The organism is Stappia sp. ES.058 (genome assembly GCF_900105595.1).
GTDB lineage: Bacteria > Pseudomonadota > Alphaproteobacteria > Rhizobiales > Stappiaceae > Stappia.
Genome location: NZ_LT629784.1, coordinates 1,686,142 through 1,703,086, shown reverse-complemented (window position 1 = coordinate 1,703,086; position 16,945 = coordinate 1,686,142). Strand labels below are relative to the sequence as shown.

At 60.9% G+C, this 16,945-nt stretch carries 15 protein-coding genes; 6 read left to right on the top strand and 9 right to left on the bottom strand.

Going from position 1 to position 16,945, the window contains the following annotated elements; genetic code table 11:
- Positions 1-5: 5 nt before the first annotated feature.
- On the top strand, positions 6-2,087 hold the full coding sequence (locus BLU32_RS07960; RefSeq protein ID WP_093805946.1) for an ABC transporter ATP-binding protein: 2,082 nt from the start codon (positions 6-8) through the stop codon (positions 2,085-2,087).
- Positions 2,088-2,175: 88 nt separating this feature from the next.
- Complete coding sequence (locus BLU32_RS07955; RefSeq protein ID WP_093805944.1) at positions 2,176-2,787, top strand: pyridoxamine 5'-phosphate oxidase family protein; 612 nt, start codon at positions 2,176-2,178, stop codon at positions 2,785-2,787.
- Between the two features lie 7 nt (positions 2,788-2,794).
- Here the strand turns inward: BLU32_RS07955 and BLU32_RS07950 are convergent, their stop codons facing one another.
- On the bottom strand, positions 2,795-3,781 hold the full coding sequence (locus BLU32_RS07950; protein ID WP_093805942.1) for an SLAC1 anion channel family protein: 987 nt from the start codon (positions 3,779-3,781) through the stop codon (positions 2,795-2,797).
- Between the two features lie 204 nt (positions 3,782-3,985).
- On the opposite strand from BLU32_RS07950, the gene BLU32_RS07945 reads away from it, so the two are divergent.
- A complete protein-coding gene (locus tag BLU32_RS07945) occupies positions 3,986-5,263 on the top strand; it encodes an NTP transferase domain-containing protein (RefSeq protein WP_093805940.1) in 1,278 nt (425 codons plus the stop codon).
- Positions 5,264-5,307: 44 nt separating this feature from the next.
- Complete coding sequence (locus BLU32_RS07940; RefSeq protein ID WP_093805938.1) at positions 5,308-5,715, top strand: GFA family protein; 408 nt, start codon at positions 5,308-5,310, stop codon at positions 5,713-5,715.
- On the opposite strand, the gene BLU32_RS07935 is transcribed toward BLU32_RS07940, so the two are convergent.
- From BLU32_RS07935 to galU, 3 genes are read right to left on the bottom strand one after another with little or no spacing between them, the layout of a single operon-like run.
- Positions 5,716-6,837 (bottom strand): D-alanine--D-alanine ligase family protein, encoded by a 1,122-nt coding sequence (locus BLU32_RS07935; protein WP_093805936.1) that lies wholly within the window; start codon positions 6,835-6,837, stop codon positions 5,716-5,718. It lies immediately after the preceding gene.
- A 13-nt stretch (positions 6,838-6,850) separates the two neighbouring features.
- Positions 6,851-7,861, bottom strand: a complete 1,011-nt coding sequence (locus tag BLU32_RS07930) for an NAD-dependent epimerase (protein WP_093805934.1) — start codon at positions 7,859-7,861, stop codon at positions 6,851-6,853.
- Between the two features lie 15 nt (positions 7,862-7,876).
- A complete protein-coding gene (gene galU / locus BLU32_RS07925; protein WP_093805932.1) occupies positions 7,877-8,758 on the bottom strand; it encodes a UTP--glucose-1-phosphate uridylyltransferase GalU in 882 nt (293 codons plus the stop codon).
- Positions 8,759-8,980: 222 nt separating this feature from the next.
- Here galU and kdsA point away from each other — a divergent pair, with 222 nt between their 5' ends.
- Entirely contained in the window at positions 8,981-9,832 is an 852-nt protein-coding gene (gene kdsA, locus BLU32_RS07920) for a 3-deoxy-8-phosphooctulonate synthase (protein WP_093805930.1), read from the top strand.
- Between the two features lie 148 nt (positions 9,833-9,980).
- Entirely contained in the window at positions 9,981-11,255 is a 1,275-nt protein-coding gene (gene eno / locus BLU32_RS07915) for a phosphopyruvate hydratase (RefSeq protein WP_093805928.1), read from the top strand.
- Between the two features lie 458 nt (positions 11,256-11,713).
- Here eno and BLU32_RS21705 read toward each other — a convergent pair whose 3' ends face one another.
- The 5 genes from BLU32_RS21705 to BLU32_RS07895 all read right to left on the bottom strand — a co-directional run bounded on the left by BLU32_RS21705 (position 11,714) and on the right by BLU32_RS07895 (position 16,906).
- A complete protein-coding gene (locus BLU32_RS21705) occupies positions 11,714-12,145 on the bottom strand; it encodes a hypothetical protein (protein WP_157727569.1) in 432 nt (143 codons plus the stop codon).
- Positions 12,138-13,262, bottom strand: coding sequence for an ImmA/IrrE family metallo-endopeptidase (locus BLU32_RS07910; RefSeq protein WP_093805926.1), 1,125 nt, complete (start codon positions 13,260-13,262; stop codon positions 12,138-12,140). The genes BLU32_RS21705 and BLU32_RS07910 overlap by 8 nt, the downstream gene beginning before the upstream one ends.
- A gap of 747 nt (positions 13,263-14,009) precedes the next feature.
- On the bottom strand, positions 14,010-14,669 hold the full coding sequence (locus BLU32_RS07905) for a hypothetical protein (RefSeq protein ID WP_093805924.1): 660 nt from the start codon (positions 14,667-14,669) through the stop codon (positions 14,010-14,012).
- A 3-nt stretch (positions 14,670-14,672) separates the two neighbouring features.
- A complete protein-coding gene (locus tag BLU32_RS07900) occupies positions 14,673-16,073 on the bottom strand; it encodes a selenium-binding protein SBP56-related protein (RefSeq protein ID WP_093805922.1) in 1,401 nt (466 codons plus the stop codon).
- 176 nt (positions 16,074-16,249) lie between these two features.
- Entirely contained in the window at positions 16,250-16,906 is a 657-nt protein-coding gene (locus BLU32_RS07895) for a DsbA family oxidoreductase (protein WP_093805920.1), read from the bottom strand.
- Positions 16,907-16,945: the final 39 nt, after the last annotated feature.

Sequence of the window (16,945 nt, the reverse complement as noted above, 5' to 3'; positions counted from 1 at the left end):
CCGTCATGAACGACCAGACCCCGGTTCTGGAGTGCCGGAACCTTTGCATCTCCTACTATACCCGCGCGGGCGAGATCCCGGCCGTTGTCGACTTCAACCTCAAACTCATGCCGGGCGAAGCCCATGGCATCGTCGGAGAATCTGGCTGCGGCAAGTCGACGGTTGCGCTTGCGATCATGCAGTACATGGGCAAGAACGGCGCCATCGTCGGAGGCGAGATCCTGTTCGAGGGGCGCGACATGCGCACCATGAGCGCGGAAGAGCTCCGGCATATTCGCGGCTCCAAGATCGCCATGGTCTATCAGGAGCCGATGGCCTCGCTCAATCCGTCGATGCTGATCGGCGAACAGCTTGCCGAGGTGCCGATCTATCATGAGGGCATCTCGCAGGACGCGGCGATGGCACGTGCAGCCGAAATGCTCGCCAAGGTGCGGCTGCCCGACCCGGAACGGATCCTGAAAGCCTATCCGCACCAGATCTCGGGCGGCCAGCAGCAGCGGGTGGTGATCGCCATGGCGCTGCTGTCCAACCCGCGCCTGCTGCTTTTGGACGAGCCGACAACCGCGCTCGACGTCACGGTCGAGGCGGGGATCGTCGATCTGATCAACGAGATTTCCGACGAGTTCGGGACCTCGATGATCTACATCTCGCACAATCTCGGCCTGATCCTGGAGACCTGTGACCGGCTGACGGTGATGTATTCGGGCGAGGCGGTCGAGGTCGGAGACATTCACGATGTCTTCGACGAAATGCGCCATCCCTATACGCGCGGGCTGTTCGGATCGATCCCGCTGCCTGGAGCCGACAAGAACGCGCAGCCGCTGGTTGCCATTCCGGGCCAGCTTCCGCTGCCGCATGAACGCCCCGAGGGATGCAACTTTGGACCGCGCTGCAGCTTCTTTCGCGACGGGACGTGCGATGTCGGCAAGTTGAAGATGCACTCCGTTCCGGGCGATGACGATCACAAGGTGCGCTGCGAGCGTTTTCAGGAAATCGACTGGGACCGGGACCTTCCCAAGGGGGAGGCCAGGGACCCCGTCCCGGCCGGGAATATCGTGCTCTCGGTCGAAGAGATGACCAAGCATTACACAATCGATTCCAGCGGGTTGGCCTTCCTGAGCGGCCCGCCACGCACGGTGAAGGCGAACGAGAAGCTGACCTTCACGGCGCGCGAGGCGGAAACGGTCGCCATCGTCGGGGAATCGGGATGCGGAAAGTCGACCTTCGCCAAGGTGCTCATGGGGCTGGAGGATGCCACCGACGGCAAGATCATGCTCGGAGATGTCGAGCTTGGCGATCTGCCGGTCGACAGGCGGGACCGCGAAACGATCTCCAAGCTGCAGATGGTCTTTCAGAACCCGTTCGATACGCTGAACCCCTCGCATACCATCGGCGGTCAGATCGGCCGCGTAATCCGCAAATTCGGAGTTGCCAAGGGAGACGACGAGGTCAACGAGATCATCTATCGTCTGCTCGACACGGTGAAGTTGCCGCGTGATTTCGCCAAGCGCAAGCCACGCCAGCTCTCCGGCGGACAGAAGCAGCGCGTGGGAATCGCCCGCGCATTCGCCGGAAATCCGAAGGTGGTGATTGCCGACGAGCCTGTTTCGGCGCTCGACGTTTCCGTACAGGCGGCTGTCACCGAACTTTTGATGGATATCCAGCGCGACAACCGCACGACCATGCTGTTCATCAGCCACGACCTGTCGGTGGTTCGCTATCTCGCCGACCGGATCGTGGTGATGTATCTCGGGCAGATCATGGAGCAGGGGACGACGGACGAGATCTTCGCGCCACCCTATCACCCCTATACCGAGGCGTTGCTGGCCGCCGTTCCGATCGCGGATACGCGGATCGAGAAGCGCAACATCGTGCTCAAGGGCGAGATCCCGTCGCCGGCCAATCCGCCGAAGGGGTGCCCGTTTTCCACCCGCTGCGCCTACATGATGCCGGGTGTGTGCGACCGGGATGTGCCGCCACTGCGGACATTTGCGAGCGATCACAAGATACTGTGCCATCTCGAAATCGCGGAGCTGGAACAGATGGAGCCGGTTATCAGGCCAAGGGCGGCGGAGGCTGCCGAGTGACATCGTTCGGCGGTCCCGTCCGGATCGCTGGCAAGCATGCGGGATACGCACGGGACGTGTTCATCGAAGAGGCGTTCGGGATTGGGCCATGACGACGATAGACAGCATCGACCAGCTTGAGGCGCTCTATGGCACGCCGGTGGCGGCCGCGACGGTCAAGGAACTCGACCACATCAACACCGCCTATGCCCGGCTGATGGAGGCGTCGCCTTTCGTCGCGCTGGCCACCAGCGGACCTGAGGGTCTCGATTGTTCGCCGCGTGGCGACGCGGGCGCGGTGGTGCGCATCGACACGCCCCGTTGTCTTTCGATCCCCGACCGGCGCGGCAACAACCGCATCGATTCCCTGCGCAACATCTTGCGCGATCCGCGCATCGCGCTTTTGTTCCTCATCCCGGGAAGCGGCACCACGTTGCGGGTCAACGGAAAGGCGCGCATCAGCATCGACGTCGATCTGCTTGCCTCCTTCGCGGTTGAGGGGAAGGCGCCGAGGTCGGTTATTCTGGTGGATGTGGAGCGGGTCTATTTCCAGTGCGCGCGCGCCATCGTCCGCTCCAGATTGTGGGAGCCGGACGCACACTGCGACCCGACTTCGCTCCCGACGCCCGGCGAGATCCTGTCCGACGTGAGCAACGCCAGCGTGGGCGGACCGGTCTATGACGCAGAATGGCCGGAGCGGGCCCGCAAGTCTCTGTGGTGAGGGGCAATCAGCCTTCCGGCTGGCAGATTTCATCGCGCCGGATCGCGCCGGCGGTCTTGAGGACGAGCAGTGCGATTACCCCGAGCAACACGACATAGGACACTACCATGACGACCTGCTGGAACCCGTGACCGGTCTTTTCGGCAAAAAGCGACGAGGCAATGGTAAAGGCGGCGACCGGGAAGGAATAGGCCCACCACGACATGGCAAAGGGCAAGCGCAGCAGTTTCCCGACTTGCGTCAGCGTGATCAGCACGAACATCAGTCCGCAGTAATAAAGCAGCCGGGCCACGGCATCGATCTCGCCGCCGTTGATCTGATACCAGGCAACGAAGCCGGCGGATGGCGGGGCGATCAGGATCACCAGCGTCGGCAGCAGGCGTTCAGGCAGCGGATTGTGAAAGATGAGTCGGTTAAAGACCAGCGTGAGAAAAACGACCCAGAACAGCATTCCGACCGAAAAAAAGAACCACGATACTTCGAGATAGCCGAGTTGCACGCCGGCGACGGGCACCAGCACATTGCCGACGGCGGGTATGAACCAGGCGGGTGTCAGATGCGCCTGTTCGAACGTCCGATGGCTGATCCAGGCCGAGACGACGCCGAGGGTAACGACGAGATGCGCAATCGCGGCCGGAATCCAGATCGCGCGGGCGAGCGGTTCGCTTGCCGGCAACACACCGGCCGCGATCAGGAGCGCGCCGATGGTGATCGCCGGAAAGAAGGCGATGCGAACGGGATGGTTCCATTCCGCCCGCATTTCTGCCGGATGGCGCAGGCACTTGAGCACGAACAGCACAGCGATGATGCAAAACACCAGCGCGGTCAGTCCGATCAGTCCGGTGCTTGCAAATGAGCCGGATCCAAGCAGAAGCTCGACACGATGGGTGGCAAGCGCCAGCCCTGCCAGGCCCATGACGACGGCGAAAAACGTGACCGGGAAATAGGCGAGTCGTGGCGCGGCACGTTGAGGAGGTGGGTTGGTCGCGGACATTGGGTCTCTGTCGGTCGGCGTGAGGAACGCGCGGGCGGGGCAAGGGCTGGGGCGAGCATAGACCCGTTTTTGCACAAAGGTTCAAGAGCGATCCGCCCTGCGGCTTGCGCAGGAGCGGCACCTGATCGGTGCGAAGCTTGACGCGAGGCCCTTGCCGAAGGATGACTTCAGCCAAGCCATTCATTTCCGACGCCGAGGGTTTCCATGTCATCACCTTTCCGCCTTGCCATCGTTCTTGCTTCCGATCCCGGCGCTCGCATGGCCTCAAAGTGGCCGCTGGCGCTCCACGAAGTGGGCAATCTGTCGCTTGTGGGGCATGTGCTTTCCAGCGTTGCGCGCGCAGGTATCGAGCGGACGGCGGTGATTGTCGGACCAGACATGGAGGGGCTCGCGACGGAAGTGGCCCGGAGGGCGCCCGACGCAAGCTGTCATGTGCAAACGGAGGAACAGGGAGGCGCGCAGGCGCTCGCCGACGCGCTGGCCGCCCATGGCGATGTGCCCGATCAGGTGATCGTGCTTCTTGCCGACCGGCCGTTCATCATGGATGAGACCCTGATGCGGCTGTCGTCGCGCCTCGGCGAGGAGGCCGATGTGGTGATGCTTGGATCGCGGGAGGGGCAGCCGGAAAACGTTCGTCCCAGCGGGATCATGGCGCTTGCCGGTGCCCGGTTTGCCGAAATCCTGTCCCGGATCGATGCCGAGCCCGGCGCGGATACGGGCGATCTTTCGGACGTGACACGAGCCGTTCAGGCGCTTGGACTGGTGGTGGTCAGCGAGATCGGAGGCGATGCGGAGGTGCGGCGCGTCGGAACGCGGGCCGACCTTGCGGCGGTTGAAGCGCATTTCCAGGCCACGATGCGGGCCGAAGCGATGGAGGCCGGAGCAACGCTGATCGCGCCCGATACCGTGTTTTTTTCCCATGACACGAGACTCGGGCAGGATGCGCTGATCGAACCGAATGTTGTCTTCGGTCCCGGTGTATCGGTCGCCGATGGTGCACGCATCCGCGCCTTTTCCCATCTGGAGACGGCAAGCGTCGGTCAAGATGCAACGGTCGGGCCTTATGCCCGGCTGCGCCCCGGTGCGGAGATCGGCAAGACCGCTCATGTCGGCAATTTCGTCGAGATCAAGAATGCAACGGTCGAGGCCGGCGCAAAGGTCAATCACCTCAGCTACATCGGCGATGCCCGCGTCGGCGAAAAGGCCAACATCGGCGCAGGCACGATCACCTGCAACTACGACGGTTTTCTCAAGCATCACACCGACATCGGAGCGGGTGCATTCGTGGGGTCGAACTCGACCCTCGTTGCGCCGCTCACTCTGGGCGATGGCGCCTATCTGGCGGCTGGAGGTGTGGTCACCGAGGACGTGCCGGCCGACGGACTGGCGATCGCGCGTGCGCGGCAGGTATTGAAGGAAGGGCGCGGTGCGCAGCTGCGCGCCCGGTTCGCCCGCGCCAAGGTGGAAAAAGCCGGGAACTGACGGTGGCGCGCGCTCCTTCCAGCGAACCTGTGGTGAGGACCAGGATGACCCAGCCCGTTTCCGGGAGCTGCGCCTGCGGGGCAGTCACATTCGAGATCACCGGATCGTTCGAGGCGTTCTTCCTGTGTCACTGCGCGAGATGCCGCAAGGACACCGGTTCGGCCCATGCGGCGAACCTGTTTTCCTCCTCCGCCACACTCGAATGGCTGCGCGGCGCAGATCGGGTGAAGATCTACCGGGTACCCGATTCCCGGCACGAAAAGAGCTTTTGCCCCGATTGCGGATCGGCGCTGCCGGGCCTTCAGATGGACGGCACGCTTCTTGTCGTGCCCGCCGGGAGCCTCGACAGCGAAATCGACATGCGACCGAACGCGCATATCTGCTGCGCCAGCCGGGCGGCGTGGGACAAGGATCTGGAAACCGTGCCCCGGATGGAGGGGCTGCCCGGGTGATCAGCGGGCGCGGGCCAGCCCATGCGCCACCAAACGGTCGATGACCTCCGCATAGCCGATGCCACTGGCCGCCATGACCTTGGAATACATGCTTATGTCGGTGAAGCCTGGAATGGTGTTGAGCTCGTTGACGAGGACGTCCATCTTATCGGTGACGAAGAAGTCGGCGCGAGCCATGCCGTCGCAACCAAGCGCGCGAAAGCCCCTTGCCGCCATATCACGCATCCGGCTTTCCAGCTCTTCCGGCATCTCGGCCGGGATGGTCAGCGCGGCCCCGTCCGCATCGATGTATTTGGCATCATAGCTGTAGAAGCCGTGCTGTTCGGCCGGCGCGATCTCGCCCGGACGGGAGATGAACAGCTCGCCGTCCGGGTCTTCCAGGATCGCGAACTCGATCTCACGGGCCTGGATGAACTCCTCGACGACGAGCTTGCGGTCGTGTTTGAACCCATCGGCAAGCGCCGCCTGATAGTCCTGCTCGTTCTCGACCTTGCTCACCCCGACGGACGATCCCTGCCGCGCCGGCTTGACGAAAACCGGCAAGCCCAGCCGTGCTTCGATGTCCGGGAAGGGTGGCGGCGCGTTGACATGCACAGTGACGGAGCGAGCTGTGGGAAGCCCCGCCTCGTTTAGCAGGCGCTTGGCGATATCCTTGTCGAGTGCGGTCGCGGATCCAAGCACGCCACAGCCAACGAGCGGTACGCGCGCCACTTCGCACAGACCCTGAACCGATCCGTCCTCGCCATGAAGACCGTGCAACACCGGAAAGAGGATATCGATCCCGGGCAACTCCTGCGCAGTGGCCTGGTCGGGAATAGCCAGAATCCGTCCGCGACCGCCAGGCACGAGGCAGATTTCGGTCCCGCGCGACGGTTTTCCCAGCGTTCCGTCGTCGTAGCTGCTCAGCAGCCATTGACCCGCCCGGGTGACATAGATCGGAACAGTGTCATATGTGTCCGGGTCCAGCGCGCGCATGACATTCGTTGCGGACAGCACCGATACGTCGTGTTCGGCGGAACGTCCGCCGAAGAGCACCGCGATGCGCAGCCTGTCTGAGGGCGTTTTCAAAAAAACCTCCAAAGTCTCGGGCTTTGACAATGCGCCCGGACGCTTCGACAGCATTGATGGCGCCGCCTCAAACGTCGTAGAAATCCCGGTACCAGTCGACGAAGGCCTGCACGCCATCCTCGACCGCCGTCTTCGGGCGGAAGCCGGTCGCCGCGCTGAGATCGTCGACATCGGCCCAGGTCTTCAACACATCGCCCGGCTGCAGCGGCATGAAATTCCGGATCGCTTTCTTGCCGCAGGCCTTTTCGACCGCCTCGACATAGCGCATCAGTTCCACCGGTTCGGAGTTTCCGATATTGTAGATGCGGTAGGGGGCGGCGCTCGAGGCGGGATCGGGCGTCTTGCCGGTCCAGTCGGGATTGGTCGTTGCGGGTCTGTCGGCGATACGCACGATGCCCTCGACGATGTCGTCGACAAAGGTGAAATCGCGGACCATCTGGCCGTTGTTGTAGATGTCGAGCGGTTCGCCTTTCAGGATCGCGCGGGTGAACTTGAAAAGCGCCATGTCGGGTCGTGCCCATGGACCATAGACGGTGAAGAAGCGCAGGCCCGTGAGCGGGATCTTGAACAGATGCGCATAGCTGTGCGCCATCGCCTCATTGGCTTTCTTCGTCGCCGCATAGAGCGAGATCGGATGATTGCCGCCGCGATGCGGCGAGAGCGGCATGTCCTCGTCGAGCCCGTAGACCGAAGAGGTCGAGGCATAGACGACATGATCGACCGAAAAATGCCGGGCGCATTCCAGAATGGTCAAGAAGCCCGTGACATTGGCGTCGACATAGGCCTGCGGCTCGTCGAGCGAATAGCGCACGCCGGGCTGTGCCGCCAGATGGATGATGCGCTCTGGCGCGTGTTCGCGCATCAGTGCGAAGACCGCCTCGCGGTCCTCCAGCGAGAGCCGCGCCTCGGTGAAGTGATTGTTCGTCTTCAGGTTCCGGACCCGGGCTTCCTTCAGCTCGGGATCGTAATAGGGACTGACGCAATCGAGGCCGATCACATGCCAGCCGTCCCGCAGCAAACGCTGGGCGACGTGATAGCCGATAAAACCGGCCGAACCGGTCACGAGGATGGTGCGCATGGTTTTCCGTGAGGCTCAGGCGTTGAGCAGATCGGTGAGAACCGGGCGGATCTGGTCGGCGAGCTCTTCGTCCTCCAGGGCGTAGGCAATGTTCGCTGACAGGAACCCCGCTTTCGACCCGCAGTCGTAGGTCTGGCCCTCGAAGCGCAGGCCGGTGAAACTCTGCTCGCCCATCAGCGCCAGCATGGCGTCGGTCAGCTGGATCTCGCCGCCGGCGCCCGTGTCCTGCTTTTCCAGCAGCTCGAAGATGCGTGGCTGAAGGATATAGCGCCCGTTGATGAAGAGGTTCGAGGGCGCATCGGCCGGCTTCGGCTTTTCCACCATGCCGGTGATCTGGACCGTGTGCGCCGTCGGGTCGCCCTCGACCTCGACGATGCCGTAATTGTGCGTCTGGTCCTCCGGTACGGCTTCGACCGAGATCACGTTGCCACCGGTCTTTTCATAGACCTCCACCATCTGGCTGAGGCAGCCCGGGTCCGACTTCATCAGCATGTCGGGCAGGAGGATCGCGAAGGGTTCGTTGCCGATCAGGTCGCGGGCGCACCAGATGGCATGGCCGAGCCCGAGCGGCTCCTGCTGTCGGGTGAAGCTGGTGCCGCCTGCGGCCGGGCGGATCGCCTCCAGCAGGTCGAGCGCATCCTGCTTGCCGCGTTCGCGCAGCGTGTCCTCAAGCTCGTAGGCGATGTCGAAGTGATCCTCGATCACATGCTTGTTGCGTCCGGTCACGAAGACAATGTGCTCGATGCCGGCGGCGCGCGCCTCGTCCACCACATACTGGATGATCGGACGGTCGACGATGGTCAGCATTTCCTTGGGCAGCGCCTTGGTGGCCGGCAGGAACCGCGTGCCCAGTCCCGCCACGGGCAGGACGGCCTTGCGAATTGTCTTTTTCTGCATGAACGGGCTTTCCGGTTTTGCTTTCAGGAACGGGCACCTGCGCGAAATCCGCGCGGGCCTTCCTGTCTATCGCGAATGCCTCCGCGAACCAAGCATACCTTGCATGTTTCGCCGCCGTCTTGCTCCGGCCGCACGGGGCCATGGCTTGCGCGCGCGCGGCTTGCGCAGTACTGACGGGCGGGGCGAACCACGACGAGCCGCGAGAAGGACGAAAGACCCGCCATGACCATGACCTGCAACAGCGCCGTTCGCGTTGGCGACGTCAGCTTTTCCCAGACCGCGCCCTTCGCGCTGATCGCCGGGCCGTGCCAGATGGAAAGCCGGGCGCATGTGCTGGAATGCGCGGCGGCGGTGAAGGAAATCGCCGATGCGCTCGGCATCGGCGTCGTCTTCAAGGCCTCCTTCGACAAGGCGAACCGCACCTCGATCGCCGCCTCGCGCGGGGTCGGCCTCAACGAGGCGCTGCCGGTCTTTGCCGAGATTCGCGAGACCTTCGGCATGCCGGTCCTGACCGACATTCACTCCGCCGATCAATGCGGGCCCGTGGCCGAGGCGGTGGACGTGCTGCAGATCCCGGCTTTTCTTTGCCGGCAAACGGACCTCTTGATCGCCGCAGCGCTGACGGGCCGGGTCGTCAACGTCAAGAAGGGCCAGTTCCTCGCACCCTGGGACATGAAGAACGTGCTTTCCAAGATCGTCGACAGCGGCAATCCCAATGTGCTCCTGACCGAGCGCGGCGCGTCCTTCGGCTACAACACGCTCGTTTCCGACATGCGCGGCCTGCCGATCATGGCGGCGACCGGTGCGCCGGTGATCTTCGATGCCACCCATTCCGTGCAGCAGCCGGGCGGGCAGGGCGCGTCCTCGGGCGGCGAGCGCAACATGGTCGCGGTGCTGTCGCGCGCAGCCGTCGCCGTCGGCGTGGCGGGCCTTTTCATCGAGACCCATCCCGACCCCGACAACACCATATCGTCCGACGGGCCGAACATGATTCCGCTCAAGGACTTGCCGGGACTTCTTCAGGATCTGGTCGAATTCGACAAGGTCGCCAAGGCGCGTCCCGTCAGCCTTTGAACCGGGCGGAAACGCACCGCGTTGCGGCCTTCGACCCTTCCCCTTTCGCCCGTCCTCGGCTAGAAGCGCGGGCGAGGAACATCACCGCCGCGCGCGACAGGCGCGCCGCCCGTCCGCTCTCTCGACGGGCGATTTCAAGGAGACGCCAATGACCGCCATCGTGGACATCATCGCACGCGAAATTCTCGACAGTCGCGGCAATCCCACCGTCGAGGTCGATGTCCAGCTGGAAGACGGCGCCTTCGGCCGCGCGGCCGTCCCCTCCGGCGCCTCCACCGGAGCGCATGAGGCGGTGGAACTGCGCGACGGCGGCGCACGCTACCTCGGCAAGGGCGTGGAACAGGCGGTCGACGCGGTCAACGGCGAGATTTTCGACGCCATCGGCGGGCTCGACGCGGAAGACCAGCTCAAGATCGACGAGGCGATGATCGATCTCGACGGCACGCCCAACAAGGCGCGCCTCGGCGCCAACGCCATCCTCGGCGTGTCGCTGGCGGTCGCCAAGGCCGCCGCCCAGTCGGCCGGCCTGCCGCTTTACCGCTATGTCGGCGGCACGGGCGCGCGGCTTCTGCCCGTGCCGATGATGAACATCATCAACGGCGGCGCGCATGCCGACAATCCGATCGACGTCCAGGAATTCATGATCATGCCGGTCGGCGCGCCGACCTTGCGCGATGCGGTGCGCATGGGCGCCGAGGTGTTCCACACGCTGAAGAAGGCGCTGAAGGATGCCGGCCACAACACCAACGTCGGCGACGAGGGCGGCTTTGCGCCCAACATCGGCTCCACGGATGAAGCCATCGGCTTCGTGATGAAGGCCATCGAAAAGGCCGGCTACCGTCCGGGCGAGGACATGTTCCTGGCGCTCGACGCGGCCTCCACCGAATTCTTCAAGGACGGCAAGTATCACCTCGACGGCGAGGGCAAGGTGCTGGGTCCCGACGAGATGGCTGCCTATCTGGCCGATTTCGTCAAGCGCTACCCGATCATTTCTATTGAAGACGGCATGGGCGAGGACGACTGGGCGGGCTGGAAGGCGCTGACCGAGATGGTGGGCGACAAGTGCCAGCTCGTCGGCGACGATCTCTTCGTCACCAACTCCACCCGCCTGCGCGAGGGCATCGAGAAGGGCGTCGCCAACTCCATCCTGGTCAAGGTCAACCAGATCGGCACGCTGACCGAGACGCTCGACGCGGTCGAGACGGCGCACAAGGCCGGCTACACCGCGGTGATGTCGCACCGCTCGGGCGAGACCGAGGACGCGACCATCGCCGACCTGGCGGTCGCCACCAACTGCGGCCAGATCAAGACCGGCTCGCTCGCCCGCTCCGACCGGCTCGCGAAATACAACCAGCTCATCCGCATCGAGGAAGAGCTGGGCGCCCAGGCCCGCTACGCCGGCCGCTCGATCCTCAAGGGCTGACGCGGAAGAGGGCGGCCACGCGCCGCCCGGCCTGGTTTTGCTGTGTGACTGACGATGGAACCGCCGGAGCAATCCGGCGGTTTTTTCGTCTGTGCTCGATCGATCCCGACGGGCAGGGATAGCCGTCGCGGTCGACGGATCGATGTGAGGTCGTCGCCAATCGCTGTATTGGACCTTGCCGTGATGCACCATCGGCGCCACTCCCACGGACGTCATCCCCGACTTGATCGGGGATCCATTGGTACCCGTACCGGACGTGAAAAGGCCCGGCTATTGCCACACGCCTGGCACCCACATCCAGCGCTCTGGAAACGAATGGACAGCGGATCTCCGGCTTCGCCTGCGTCCGGTGTGACGCGGGTGGGGCGGGAAGATTTTGCGTCTAAACGTTTTACGGTTCACTATCCCGGCCATGCGGGGGTGATATTGCAACTCCACGGGCAAGACCGAAGACGCTACTATTTCAACCATTCTTCGAGATTAATGGCACAAGCATTCATTTTTTTATACTGCGTAAGCTGCGTTGAACTAGTTAAAACAGGGCAACTTTCAATGCAAGAGATTGCAGCCACCTGAATTTCAATGCCGTGTTCATATGGTCCCCAGACAAATCCGGAATTTAGCTTTTCCGCGATCTGTCCGGCCTTCGCGGTATATACTTTTTTCCTCATTGCGATTGTTCCACTAGCAGATACAGAGGACTCCAATTCTACGGCTTCCTCAGGATAAAGATCTTTAAATTCCTGCCAAACCATTGCGGGAACTCCGATGATACCCGACGAAATCTGTTCCAAGAGAGATGTCTTCATATTGCTGGAGGTCTGCTTCATGACCTCAAGCAAGCCATGAGTATCAGCCAAACAAGAGCAAGCCAAGTCTGACTTACTCATCTTCAATATCCAAATCAATAGAATGGTCGCTTCTCAGAGCGTTGGCATAGTCAAAATACGCTTTTTGATACGTTGGTTTTAGTCCAGTTCTTCGAAAAAGGTGGATTTGATCGATTCTACCATTAGCAAGGAGAGGTGAAAATACTTCTGCGAACCGAAACCCATATTTCGCCAATTTTGTTTTTTCTTGTGGGGGCGGTCCACCGCTCCCGCCACCCTTCTCGGAGTAGTCTGGATTGCCGCCTCTACTTTTTACGGTGGCGAGCCACGACAAATGGCTCCCTTTATCAAAAACGCCAACCTGCTCCAATCGAAGAACAGATGCTTCTTGACTTAGTTTCAAACGGCGAGATATCGATGCAACATCATCAACATCTGGTTTTCTGGGAGGGTTAATATTTTTTAATAGACTGGCAATGAATGCCTTAGGGGCGAGGAAAGCCCCAGCAAACCGATTGCAACGCTTCTCTATAGAATTTTTCGCGATAAATGGGTCAGAAATCCCACTCTTTCCCATCAATACATGTGCTAACTCGTGAATTAGCGTAAAAAGGCGTCGTGCACGGGTCTGATCTTTTGTGTTGACGACAATTATCGGATGCTTTTCGTGGGCGAGACAGAAACCGCTACCATCCTCAGACGGAAAGCTAGCATGCAGTATGTATATCCCTTTTTCTTCGATCTTTCTTCTGCATATATTATAAAATTGTTTGGCGTCGCTCGCGTCACGCTGATCCTCAACCGTTATTCCAAAATATTTTCGGACTGATTCCGCATAATCATCAATTGCCTGTACGGTGGTTTTTGAAAAATGCGGAAGGTCACTAACTGTCTCATCTGCTAGGGCGATAGCTGTCTGTTGGATGCCTTGCGCAAACTGTATGGCTTCAACAGTCTGTCGTGATTTTAGATTTGATTCTGGTTGGTTAGACCTAAAATCAGGCAGCGTTTCGTTAAGATGAGGCGGTCTTGACATAAAGAAGGCGTATTTGGGCAGAGATAGTTCATGGGCAATCTTGCCAATCAAGCCGAATTTAGGTTCAGACTTGCCTTCAACTTCATTGCGCAGAACGGCAATGTCGATTCCAAGTCGCTTTGACAATTCTCCTAGGCTCATCGATCGTGCCGTGAGAGCCTTGCGGAGTATAGTAGGGTTGTAAGTCAATTTCTGGTCCAAACTTTTAAGGCTGAATATGACATTTGGTGATTTCTCTAGCGTCGTCCAACTGGGAGTCGGGCTCCATCTTGGCACCGCCCTTCTGCAGATGTATGGGGAGATTGGACTTCAGCCGATGATTCGGTCGATTGAGCGCATTAAGTCCTTAGTCGATGATCCGAGCTCCCCCCCATCAAAAGAGCACATTGAAGAATTCACATCTATCCTAAGTCGATTCGATGTATTTAAGATCCAGCTATTTAGCGATTATAAAAAGTACGTATTTGTAAATTCGATAGTATCAGCCATATTGACGATAATCCTAATATCGATATCTTATTTAAATTCCATGTCTATCAACCCTCAATTATCCGTTATTATCGTTGCGCTCTCAATTCTGCCTGCGCCAACTACATTGATCGTTCATTGGTTCGATGCAACCAAAGCCTTGCAGCCATTATTGGATGCAGCCAATAAGTTAGAAGTCAATATGGTTGGATAAAAATTTATTCGAATTATATTTCATATTATGTATTTCAAATAAATTTTGTAAATTATTACGATAAAATTTTTGATTTTCTTTGATTTCAAGAATTATATTTGGTTTATTGATGTAATATTTATGTAAATATTTATATTTTGACGTATATTTTAGTTGATTGTATATTCTGCTTTTCTTCCTTTTGAATTCTGTGAATTTGAAGCCCCTCACCACACAAACCTCAGCGATATCCCGCCAACCAATATCAGGCTCACCGCCCAGACCAGATCCAGATTGAACCAGCTCCTCGACAGGAACTTGAGGCCGAGCCAGTGGTAGACGCCGGCGGCGAGGAGGCCGCCGGACAGCGCCATGGCGAGGGTGTGGGCGAGCGCGACGGCCAGGGCGATACCCGCATTGCCCGTCATCAGGCTGGAGGCGGCGGCGTGGCCGGCGTCCGTCTCGACCGTCCGGCAGATGCCCAGATAAATCGGCACCAGCATCAGTCCCGCACCATGGGCCATGGCGACGAGGAAGGACCAGAGCGCAAGCCGTGTCGGCGGCACGCGGGCGAGAAAGCGCGGGTGCCGTCGGTTGATCAGCAGATAGATCCCGAGCGCGATGACGAGGCAGGCGGCGGCGATCTGGATTTCGCGCTGCCAGTCCGCCAGCACCAGAAGCGCGGAAAAGGGGAGTAGGACCGCCGTCATGGCGAGAAGATGCCCGCAGGCCAAGGCCGCCAGCGCCTTGTAAAGGCTGCCGTGGGTCCGGTCCATCAAGGCGGCCGAGACGGCGAGCGGCCATCCCATGCCCGGATTGACCCCGTGATAGATGCCGGAGGCGACGACGGCGCCCCAGAGCGCCGCCGCCGTGTCCATTTCCGCCATGCGTCAGACGGAGGGGTAGCAGAAACTGTCGGTCGAACAGTCGCCGCCCTCCAGCCGGATCTGGTGGCTGCGGTAGCCCTTCGGGAAGTCGACGTAGAAATCCTCGGCGAGCGTCAGGCCGCCGTTCTCGCCGACATGGGCCATGACCATCTGCCCGCCCTCGTCGTCGGGATAGAACTGGTCGTCCCAGGTCGAATAGAGTGAGTTGGTCCAGTAGACGCGCTTGCCGTCGCGGCTGACCTCCACCATCTGCGGACCGTAGGCGAAGGGCTTGCCGTTCGGATGGGCTTTGCCGCGCGCGATGCCGCCGATCTCCACCTTGCCGGCAAGCGTCGGGTTCATCGGGTCGGAGACGTCGTATTGATGCATCTCGCCCAGGCCCCAGCAGGCGACATAGAGATATTTGTCGTCGAGGCTGAGGTCGATGTCGGTGACGAGCGGCGGGACGGCGGCGAAACCCTGCAGGAGCGGCGGCAGGTTTTCTGCCGACTCCGGGCGCGGGTCGATGGTGAGGGTCTTTTTCGCGTCGAAGGTGCCGTCGGCCTTGCGCCACCAGGTGAAGATCGCGCCCTGCAGGTTGGTGGTGTCGACCACCACGCCGCAAAAGCCGTAGTCCTTGGCCGGATCGTGGGCGGGGCGGATTTCCAGCGCCATCTGGTGGTTTTCGCCGAGATCGATGGTCTGCACGTTGCGCCGCTCGCGCAGGTTCCAGAAGTGGATGCTGTGGCCGTATTTGTTCGACAAAAGATCCTCGGCGACGATGCCGTTCTCGAACTGCGGCGGCAGGCCCCATTCGGAGCTGATCATGTAGTCGCGCGGCAGGTTCCACCAGAAATCATAGTGCTTGTCCTGCTTGCCCCGGTCCATCTCGTAGCGGCCGAGGATGTCGAAGGTCTCGCAGTCCATGATGAAGATGCCGGGCGGCCCGTCGGTGCCGTCCGCGCCGCCGCCGCCAAGGGTGGAGACATAGATCCCTTCCGGGCCGCAATGGATGGTGTGCGGGCGCGAATAGCCGGTCTTGGCGAAGACTTCCTCCGGTTCGATGATCTTGTGGATCTTGGCCTTGAGCGGCTCCTTCACGTCGATCACATAGATGCGCGAGGAGCGGATGCCGGGGATGATCAGGTAGCGCCGCTTGAGAAAGGCGTGTCCCGTGAGCGGCGACAGCGCCGAGGAACAGGCATTCCAGCCGAAGTGGTGAAACTCGTCGCCCGTGTTGGGCATGAGGAGCTTATGGACGATCTCGCCGTAGGTCGGCGATTTCGGGTCGACGTCGACAACCGCCAGCCCGTCCGGCTGCGAGGCGTCGGGGCTCAGCATGAGCGTGAAGGCGAGCGTTTCCGCCGGCGCCTGCATGGCGAGTTTCGGGGTCGCGTGAAATGTGGGATCGGGTCTCAACGTCATTACCGGCTCCTCCCAGGATCTGGCCAGGATCTGGCCAGTGTCTGGGCGCCAAGTGTCTTTTTGAGCTTGTTTCGGGCGCCCGTGAGAGGAGTGTGACACAGTTTTCACACGCGGAGAAACGATCCGATTCGTCCGTCGAAAGGCAATGGGGAGGTGGTGTTGCCGACTGCCCGGCGTCAGTCGCCGGGCTTTGTCTCGTGGGCGTGTTTGATCGCGGCGGCGAGGGTTTCCGGTTTTTCCGCACCCATGACGAGAAAGCGCTCGTCGATAATGAAGGCCGGAACGCCGGTCACGCCGATCTCGCGGGCCTTGTCGAGATCCTTGCGGATCTTGTCGATGTCGGAATCCGTCGGCAGCAGCTCCGCCACCAGGTCCGACATCATGCCGACGTCGGCGGAGGCCTGGATCAGCGTCGCGCGGTCGGTCAGGTCCGCGCCTTCCAGGAAATACATCTGAAACAGTCGTTCGGCCATTTCGCTTTGGGCGTTGTCGGCGCGCGCCCACAGGATCAGCCGGTGGCAGTCGAGCGTGTTCGGGGACACCTGGATCTTGTCGAAGGCGAAGGGGATGCCCTCGGCGGCGCCGGCGTCGCGGATCGGGGCGTAGACTTCCTCGGCCCGGTCGGGGCCGCCGAACTTCTCGTTCAGATAGGTCTGGCGGTCCTTGCCCTCGCGCGGCAGCGTTTCGTCGAGCTGGAACGGCAGCCAGCGCAGCTTGACCGGGATTTCGGGCAAGGTGGCGAGCGCCTTTTCCAGGCGGCGCTTGCCGATGTAGCACCACGGGCACATGACGTCGGAAACGATATCGATGTGCATCGGGTCTGCTTGATCCATCCGCTGGTCCTTTCCGGTGGTTCGGATGTTGTTCTGCGT